We start from the raw sequence: 8,367 nt of genomic DNA, 5'->3' as shown, positions 1-8,367 counted from the left end.
ATTCAAAGGGTTGGTTGACGTTCGCAATCGCGTGGTGCATCTGGTCGATGGAGCCGAAGTTCCAACCTCCCAGGAATGCGAACGAGCAATCGAGATTGCGGCAGAGTTGGTGGAAGCCGCAGAGCCGCTACCGGCTGGACTTGCTCGACTCTGGGGGCAACCGTAGTTGGCCCTGACGACTACCAGTCCACGGCGCGTGACATCGTGTTCTTCGCCAAGCTGGTCGACCGCTGGCTACAGAACCTGCGCAGGGCGGTCGGCTGGGACGTGCAGTACTTCGCCACCGTCGAAACCCAGAAACGTGGTGCCCCACATCTGTATATCGCGTTGCGGGGCTCGATCTCCCACGCCATGATCCGCGCGGTCACCGCCGCCACCTACCACCAGGTGTGGTGGCCACACTTCGACCTCGACAACCAGGTCGATCCCACCGCGGACGGTCGGATGCCGACCTGGGACCACCAGGCGGGCACCTTCGTCGATCCCGACACCGGGCAACCGCTCACCGCCTGGGACAACGCGCTAGACGTCCTGGACCTGGTCGACGACCTCGAACCCGCTCACGTGGTCCGCTTCGGCGCGCAGGTCGATTCCAAGGGTATCCTCGCCGGAACCCGGAGGCCGATCGTCATATCGGCTATCTGACCAAGTACCTGACGAAAGCGGTTGGGGAAGTGGTGGAGCCGAAAATCGTTGCCGCAGCAGCACATTACGACACGTTGCATGCCGCGTTGCGGCATGTTCCGTGCTCGCCGCGGTGCGCGGTGTGGCTGCGCTACGGCATCGTCCCCAAGGGCGCCAGCGACAAGACCGTACCCGGCCGCTGCAAGGGCAAAGCCCACCGCCGCGACACCCTCGGACTGCCCGGCCGCCGCGTCCTGGTCTCGCGCCGCTGGTCGGGCCAAAACCCTCCCGGACCACAAGGCCGATCGGGCGGAGTTCGTTCGGCAACCCTCGCCGCGGTCGGCATCACCAAACCCGACACCACCCACCTGCGGATCACACCGGTAGAGCCCGGCGACCCATCCGCACCACCCAGAGACCACCTGATCATGACGGCCATCGCCCAACGAACCCGATGGCGAGCCCAATACACCAACGGCCTGCTCGCGGCCAGCCCGCCAGGGGCGCAAGACGCTTCGGCAATTCAGCAGGCAGCGTAGGGAGGAGCGTCCGATGTCGGCAGAGGTCGTTGAGCTAGCTGGAATAACTTGGTACACCACGGAAGAGGTGGCGAGCATGCTCGGAGTGGATGCGTCGAGTCTGCGTAGGTGGCGGACTGCTCGCCCTCCGCAGGGGCCTCCGTTCGTTCAGGTGTCGGATCGGGTAATTCGCTACAGCAGAGTGGATGTCGCGGCCTACCTGGCGTCCCGGCGGGTTGACCCTATGGCGGCGTGATGAGTCAGCGTGTGGACCTCGCGCCGCTGGGAGTGGAGCTGCGCACCGACATCGAGGTCAGGGACCGCGCGAAGCCGTTTCGTGCACGGGTCCGGTGGATCGATCCGGCTACGAAGAAGCGGCCGTCGGTCTCGGAGTCTTTCGGCACACGCGAGGATGCCGAGGCGTGGCTCGACCGAGTGCGGCAAGCCGCTGCCCGGGGGCTCGATCCGAAGATGGCGACCGCAACCCTGGCCGTGTACGGAGCGGCGAACCTGGAACGGGCGCTCCGCGGCGTCGAGCCCAAGACCAGGGACCCATACCTGGCTGGTTGGCATCGGAGGCTTGTCCCAACGGTGGGGCATCTCCCGGTCACGATGATCACGGCCGGTGTCGCGGATCGCGCTGTGGATGCGTGGATCGCGCAAGGGTGCGGTAGGTCGACGGTGAAGAACACGCTCGCGATGTGGGTGCGGGTGATGGCCGTCGCGGTCCGAGACGAGTTGATCGATCGCAATCCGGTAAAGGTGACCGGGTGGCAAAGCCAATTCGCCCAATACGAGGATGAACTCGAAGACCCGCGGTCGCTGGCACTACCGGACTGGCAGGCGCTTACCACGTTGGCGGATTCGCTCGTGGCGGCGTCGGCGGGAGAGTATCGCGGGTGGGGGCGATGTCGTGCTCTTCGAAGCGTGCACCGCGACACGGATCGGCGAAGTCTCCGGCTGCCGTGTCGGCGACATCGATACCAGCAGCTGGGTGTGGACGCTGCGTCGGCAAACCACTCCGGGACCCGGTGGGATGCTGGACAAGGGTACAAAGGGCAAGCGCGCGCAAGATTCCGATCATCGAGGAGCTGCGCCCGATCGTGTCGAAACAGATCGCCGCCGTCCAGGCTGACCCGGCCGCCCGCCTGTTCGTCGGTCCGCGTGGCGGCAGAATCTCGACCGGAGTGCTGCGGCGGGCGACGCATTGGGACGAGGTGGTCGCGAAACTGGGATTCGAACACCTGCGCCGACACGACCTCCGCCACACCGGACTCACATGGTTCGCGGACGCAGGGGTACCGCTGCATCGGCTCCAGAAAATCGCGGGGCACACCGATCCACGGATCACCCAGCGGTACCTGCATCCCGACGTGGCGACGCTGACCGAGGACGGCAGCCTGTTGTCGCGGTTCTTGACGCCGAACGGCGGGCCACAGATTCCTGAGTTGCTGGCTCGGATGGGTGCTGATTGGTCCCCATCTGGTCCCCAACTTCGGGTGATCGGAGAATGAGAAAACCCCTTCCCATGCAGGTGGGAAGGGGTTTTCCTGTGTCGGGCTGACAGGATTTGAACCTGCGACCACTTGACCCCCAGTCAAGTGCGCTACCAAACTGCGCCACAGCCCGTGGTGCGCCCGCTTGGGGCGCTTGAAGAGATTACAACAGTGTGTGTCTGGAGAGCTAATCGGCTGGTCAGGTGGGGTAACGATAGGGGGTGGAGGGCTGGGGAGGGTGGGGTCGGTGTGGTTGGTGAGGGGGATGAGGCGGCTGCCGCTGCGGGGCCGCTCACGCTTCGCGGCCCGATCGTTGCGGCCCCTCGATCGTCAGCGGGTGAAGACGGTGGTGTGGGCGGCGGTGAGCAAGGTGGTGAGTTCGGCGCCCGCGGAGTCGTCGAGGACGGCGAAGGCGGGGGAGATGAGGGTGTCGGTGAGGGTTTCGGCGCGTTGCCAGCGGTCTTGGATGGTGGGGGTGATTTCTTCGAAGGGTTCGGGCCAGCCGTACCAGCGGGCCTGGTTGGGGCCGTTGTTGAAGGGGGAGCCGGAGATGAGGACGGCTTGGAGTGGGGTGAGGCCGCTGGCGCGAACGGCGAGGAGGTGGAGGCCGCCGCGGAGTTCGCGCAAGATGTGCGCGAGTTGCGTGATGCGGGCGGGGGCGTCGGCGGGCAGGGGCAAGGCGCGCCAGCCGGCGAAGAGGGGGACGCCGGCCGGATCTGCCGCGGCGACAACGACTTCCAGCAGTTGGGCGAGCCGTTCGGCTTGGTCGAAATCGGCGAGCTTGCGGCGGCCGAATTCCTGACATGCGGCGGCGTAGCCGTCGGCGGCCTTGGCGGCGGGCATGGACACCGACTCCCAGGCCGCGCGGATCGAATGGGCGGGGAAGAAGCCGAAGGCGGCGGTCACCACGTCGGCGTCCACGTCGCCGAGCACGCCGCCCCGACCGCGTGCGTACGGGCCGAAGAACCCCTCGGCGCCGGTGCTGCGTGCGAATTCCTTTGCCTCCCGGGAGAACATGAATCCCCCGCCGAGTTCCTGGACCTGCTTCTTGACCGCGGCGGCGACTGACACGCGCACTCCCTTCATCGGACTATATCCAGGTAACCCTAGGTGATTCTTACACCGTACGGAAGGGCTGCTTCACAGACCGGGAAGTACCCGGCGGAGAAAGTCGATCTGGTCTGCGAGAACCTTCTCGCGGTTGTCGGCGCGATAGATCTCGAAGTGACTGAAAGGATAGGTGCGCAGCTCGCCTCGGGGCGCGCGCTCGGCGAGCTCGACGGTGTCTTCGGCGACGGTCTCGCGGTCGCGTTCCCCGATGCAGACCAGCAGCGGCATGCGGAGCCGGGGCGCGTGATCGCCGGGCTTGTATCGCATCATCTGGAGCAGGGCGCGCGGCGCCACGCTGTTGCGCCAGGTTTCGCTGTGCATCGCGTCGATGGTGGCCTGCGCCTGCGGGCCGGTCATCACGGCGAGTTCGCCAGGGCGGCCGACGGCGGGAATGTAGTGCGGCGAGAGGCCGAGGACGCCGCGCAACCAGTCCGCCACCATCACGCGCAGCAGCGCGAGAGTCGCTCTGGTGGAACGTCCTTCGGCTCGGCGCGGAAATCCGTTGAAGGGGACTTGCGCCAGTACCGCCGCGATGCGCTCGTCGTCGGCGCCGACCGTCACGACATGGCCGCCGCCGAGAGAGGTGCCCCACAACACGATTCGATCCGGATCGATCAGGGGATGGTCGCGGGCGAAGCGGACCGCGGCGCGAATGTCGGCCAGCTGGTCGTCGATGTCGACGAGCTGACGCGGTTGGCCCGCGCTCACGCCGAAGCGGCGGTAGTCGAAGGTCAACGCGGCCATACCCGCGGCGGCGAAGGTCTGGGCGGCCGCGACGACCGACGGGGTGTCCTGGGTGCCGCTGAAGCCCGGACACAGGATGACGCAGGGCCGCTCGCCGGTCTCCGTCTCGGTGTACAGCGTGCCCGCGCATTCGGTGCCCGACGAATCGAAGGTGATCGCATGGGTTTTCATCGTTCCTCCGCCTGTCGATCGGTATGGGGGAGCGCCGTGCCGAGCATGCGCTCGAGGAGGTCCACGAGCGTGGCGCGATGCGTGCGCAGGTCGAGGTCGGGGCGCTCGGCGTAGACCTCGTGGAGTTCTCGCAGTGCGCCGAGTAGGGCGATCGCGGTGAATTCCGGGTCGGGAACGCGGAATTCGCCCTGGGTCACGCCCGCCGTCAGCAAGGTGCACAAAGCGGGGCGCAGTTCGCCCGCTACCCGATCGACGATTCGATGGTGCATGTCGCGGAAGCGATCCCCGTGTAGCGCGGCAAGCAGGTCGGGCGCTTTGTTGTGTTCGGTGAGCGCGTAGCTGTGATCGATATAGCTGAGCAGCCGGGCGCTGGGTGATCGCGAATCATCTTGCAGAAGAGCGAGATACGTAGCGCACAGCCGCTGCGCGATGGCGTCGACGGCGGCGGCGAAGACCTGCTCCTTGGAGCTGAAGTAGTGGTAGAAGCAGCCTTTCGCGACGCCGAGGCCGCCGGTGATGGATTCGACGGTGGTTTGGTCGTAGCCGCGCTCCACGAAACTGCGCATGGCCGCGTCGACGATCTCGGCTCTACGGACCTCGGGTTTCTTCACCTGTCGCACGGTGCACCTCCCTGCTCTCGACGGTACCGACCGACCGTCGGTCGGTCAATACGGCGCAGGCGAGTGCGGAACCCGTCAACAGCGCAGTCGCCGCCGCCCCGCCGTGCGCCGTTGGCCCGGGCAGAGACGCGCCCGTCGCCGCTGTCTGGGAACCCGACACTGCCGACATCCGCAAGCAGCAGATTCGGACGTTTGCCCTGTTACCGTCCGGCAATTCGATAACCGAGCGTCGAGGAGAGAAGCGATGAAGGCCCCAACCCCCGTATCCACCGAAACCTTCGCCACGACCGTGCTCGACTCCGGCAAGCCGGTGCTGGTCGCCTTCTCCGCCCCCTATTGCGCCCCGTGCCGCCGGGCCGAACCGACGCTGCGCCAACTCGCCGACGAACTCGCCGATCGGCTTGTCGTCGTCACGGTGAACGTGGAAGAACAGCCCGACCTGGCCGAGCGGTACTCGATCCGGGCGTTCCCCACACTCGGGCTGTTCGTCGACGGTCGCCTCGTCCACCACAGCATTGGCGTCGACCCGGTGCCGGAATTCCTGGACGAGTTCGGGGATTTCCTCCCCGAGTGCTGAGCCCTACGCGAATTCGATCACGAACGAGCCGTCGTACAGCCTCAGCGACCGAAGGTGAAATTCTCCGCGGGGATGAACACTGCGGGGGCGGAATCGAAATGCACTCGCACGCCGTCGGTTTGCCAGTCGACGACGCTGATGACGAGTCGATGGTCGCTCGGGACGTCCACGAAGTGGCCGTATCCCATATGCGGGTAGCGACCGGCGTAGATCTGATACGGCCGCTGCCGATGGAACAGCGCGCTGCGAACCTCGATCAGGCCGATGTAGTGAGTCGACCCGTCGGCGTATCGGACATCGGCAGGCTGCTCGAAGCGCTGTAGCTGCTCGGTATCGCGCATCAGGGTGTCGGCGAAGACCAGAGCACCCGCCACTGTCAGCACCAGGCAGACCGCGAGCGCGATGAGCCAGCGTCGCGAAGACGGCCCGATACCAGGTTGTTTCTCCGGTACCGGGCCGTTCACGGGGCAAATGTAGCAGAAGTTGATCTTATTGCCGTTCAGGCCTTGCGCCGCCGCGGCGGGGGTAGCTCCCACCGCGACGGAGCGCTGATCAGGCGAAGCGCTTGATGAACCCCAACGCCGTGTCCGCGACCTCGCGCCACCCCGAATCGATGGTCAACGCGTGACCGCGCCCAGGGATCTCGATGAACTCGGTGACACCCGAATTGCGTTGCTGTTTAACGTATTCCGCGTGCGTAATCGCCCGAGGTACCGTGTTGTCCTTCTCGCCCGAGACTATCAACAGCGGTCCGCGGTCAGGGTTTTCGGTGTCGACCTTCGTCTCCGACCATGGATTGAGATTGGCGGCCGCGGCCTGGAACAGCGGCGCGCCGGGGGCGGGGACGGCGTAGGTCTCGAACAGGCTCTTGGCCTCCGCCTCGTCCACGGCATTGGCGAAGCTGTAGCGGAACTGTTCGTAGGTCAACGGCACCGCGCGGTGCCGATTCGCCGGATTGGTCAGGACCGGCGCCGCGGCGCGCAGCGAGGAGATCGGCAGCGGCAGCACCCCGCGGAACGGCGCGGGATCGATGGCCACCGAGGCCGCCGAAAGTCCGCGCCCGGCGAGTATCTGGGTGAGCAGCCCGCCGAAGGAGTGTCCGACCACCGCGGGCTTGCGATCCAGCGCTCGGATCACCGTCTCGTAGTGGTCGGCGACCTGGCCGACGGTCTTGCCCGCGAACACCTCGGGGTGTTCGTGCGCCTCGGTCACGGTCTGCGGGTCGTCGGGCCAGCCCGCGGTCACCGGGGCGTAGCCGGCGTCGGCGAAGACGGTGGCCCAGCGGTCCCAGCTGCTGGCGAGCAACCACAGACCGTGGATGAACACCACCGGCGTGCGCCCGCTCGCGTTGGCCTGTTCGATCTGCGCACCGGTGTGTTCATCGATGGAAGTCGACATCGTGAATCGTCCTGTCGATCAAAGGTTTTCGAAGGTCTTCGCCGCGACTCAGCCGTGCAGTGCCGTGGACAGCGCCGCGACGGCCTGGGCGATCGCCGCCTTGGCCGCGTAGGTGTCGTGCAGGGAGTTGACCATCACGAAGTCGTGCACGATCCCGCCGTAGCGGGTCTGCGTCACGGGCACGCCCGCGCGGCGGAGGTTGGCCGCGAAGGCCTCGCCCTCGTCGCGGAGGACGTCGGCCTCGGCGGTGATGACCAGGGCTGGCGGGAGGCCGGCGAGCTGCTCGGTCGTCGCGCGCAACGGCGAGGCGGTGATCTGCGCCCTGTCCTCTTCGCTGGTGGTGTACTGATCCCAGAACCACCGCATACCGTCCCGGGTCAGGAAGTAGCCCTCGGCGAAGTCTCGGTAGGAGCCGGTGTCGAAGTTCGCGTCGGTCACCGGGTAGAACAGCACCTGCTGGACGAAGGAGACGTCGCCGCGCTCCTTGGCCATCAGCGTCAACGCGATGGCCATATTGCCGCCGACCGAGTCGCCCGCGATCGCGATGCGCGCGGAATCCAGGCCCTTCGTGCCGCCGTCGGTGGTGACCCACTGGGCGACCCGGTAGGACTGTTCGTTCGCCACCGGGTACCGCAGGTCCGGCGAGCGGTCGTACTCGGGGAACACCACGGCGGCGTTCGCGCCGATCGCGAGGTCGCGCACGAGCCGGTCGTGGGTGTGCGCGTCACCGAAGACCCAGCCCGCACCGTGCGTGTAGAGGATGACGGGCAGCGGTTCGGCCGCGCCGACCGGCTTGACGATGCGCACCCGGACCGAGCCGGTGGGCCCGCCCTCGACGGTGATCCATTCCTCGTCGATCTCCGGCTTGAAGATCGGGCTGTCCTGCACGCCGTCGACCGCTTTGCGGCCTTCCTCCGGCGGAAGCTGGTACAGGAACGGCGGCTCGGAGGTCGCGTCCACGAACTCCTGCGCTGCTGGCTCGAGCGATAGACCGAGGGGATTTCCCGCCATGGTCCCTACCTTTCGGCGTCGTTGTTGAGTGGGGCCTCCAGTTTTCGTGAACCGGGCGCACACGCGCCCCAACCGTTGAGCCAAGTATCCGCCCGATT

The 8,367-nt window shown here is 66.7% G+C and carries 9 protein-coding genes, 1 tRNA gene and 1 pseudogene; 4 read left to right on the top strand and 7 right to left on the bottom strand.

Annotated elements, in window-relative coordinates; genetic code table 11:
- Nucleotides 1-75 precede the first annotated feature (75 nt).
- The 3 genes and pseudogenes from NAM01S_RS36325 (at nt 76) to NAM01S_RS36320 (ending at nt 2,656) form a co-directional block, all read left to right on the top strand.
- Nucleotides 76-1,163 (top strand): annotated as a pseudogene (locus NAM01S_RS36325) (replication initiator).
- Nucleotides 1,164-1,176: 13 nt separating this feature from the next.
- Complete coding sequence (locus tag NAM01S_RS33710; protein WP_084482391.1) at nt 1,177-1,398, top strand: helix-turn-helix transcriptional regulator; 222 nt, start codon at nt 1,177-1,179, stop codon at nt 1,396-1,398.
- Between the two features lie 847 nt (nt 1,399-2,245).
- Nucleotides 2,246-2,656 (top strand): tyrosine-type recombinase/integrase, encoded by a 411-nt coding sequence (locus NAM01S_RS36320; protein WP_253798171.1) that lies wholly within the window; start codon nt 2,246-2,248, stop codon nt 2,654-2,656.
- A gap of 41 nt (nt 2,657-2,697) precedes the next feature.
- Here NAM01S_RS36320 and NAM01S_RS03975 read toward each other — a convergent pair.
- From NAM01S_RS03975 to NAM01S_RS03960, 4 genes are all read right to left on the bottom strand, one after another.
- A tRNA-Pro gene (locus tag NAM01S_RS03975) sits at nt 2,698-2,771 on the bottom strand.
- A 197-nt stretch (nt 2,772-2,968) separates the two neighbouring features.
- Entirely contained in the window at nt 2,969-3,709 is a 741-nt protein-coding gene (locus NAM01S_RS03970; protein ID WP_084482390.1) for an SCO6745 family protein, read from the bottom strand.
- 69 nt (nt 3,710-3,778) lie between these two features.
- Complete coding sequence (locus NAM01S_RS03965; protein ID WP_067779385.1) at nt 3,779-4,663, bottom strand: alpha/beta hydrolase; 885 nt, start codon at nt 4,661-4,663, stop codon at nt 3,779-3,781.
- A complete protein-coding gene (locus tag NAM01S_RS03960; RefSeq protein ID WP_169810800.1) occupies nt 4,660-5,283 on the bottom strand; it encodes a TetR/AcrR family transcriptional regulator in 624 nt (207 codons plus the stop codon). The genes NAM01S_RS03965 and NAM01S_RS03960 overlap by 4 nt, the downstream gene beginning before the upstream one ends.
- A 244-nt stretch (nt 5,284-5,527) precedes the next feature.
- On the opposite strand from NAM01S_RS03960, the gene NAM01S_RS03955 reads away from it, so the two are divergent.
- On the top strand, nt 5,528-5,860 hold the full coding sequence (locus NAM01S_RS03955; RefSeq protein ID WP_067779381.1) for a thioredoxin family protein: 333 nt from the start codon (nt 5,528-5,530) through the stop codon (nt 5,858-5,860).
- Nucleotides 5,861-5,901: 41 nt separating this feature from the next.
- On the opposite strand, the gene NAM01S_RS03950 is transcribed toward NAM01S_RS03955, so the two are convergent.
- The 3 genes from NAM01S_RS03950 to NAM01S_RS03940 all read right to left on the bottom strand — a co-directional run bounded on the left by NAM01S_RS03950 (nt 5,902) and on the right by NAM01S_RS03940 (nt 8,269).
- The gene (locus tag NAM01S_RS03950) at nt 5,902-6,324 is read right to left on the bottom strand and encodes a hypothetical protein (RefSeq protein WP_157107579.1); all 423 of its coding nucleotides are present in this window, start codon (nt 6,322-6,324) and stop codon (nt 5,902-5,904) included.
- Nucleotides 6,325-6,412: 88 nt separating this feature from the next.
- Nucleotides 6,413-7,258, bottom strand: coding sequence for an alpha/beta hydrolase (locus NAM01S_RS03945; protein WP_067779375.1), 846 nt, complete (start codon nt 7,256-7,258; stop codon nt 6,413-6,415).
- A 48-nt stretch (nt 7,259-7,306) separates the two neighbouring features.
- Nucleotides 7,307-8,269 carry an alpha/beta hydrolase gene (locus NAM01S_RS03940; RefSeq protein ID WP_067779371.1) on the bottom strand — a complete coding sequence of 321 codons (963 nt, stop codon included), beginning with the start codon at nt 8,267-8,269 and terminating at the stop codon, nt 7,307-7,309.
- Nucleotides 8,270-8,367: the final 98 nt, after the last annotated feature.

The sequence above is a fragment of the Nocardia amikacinitolerans NBRC 108937 genome, from assembly GCF_001612615.1.
GTDB classification, from domain to species: domain Bacteria; phylum Actinomycetota; class Actinomycetes; order Mycobacteriales; family Mycobacteriaceae; genus Nocardia; species Nocardia amikacinitolerans.
This window is presented reverse-complemented; position numbering and strand designations above follow the sequence as displayed.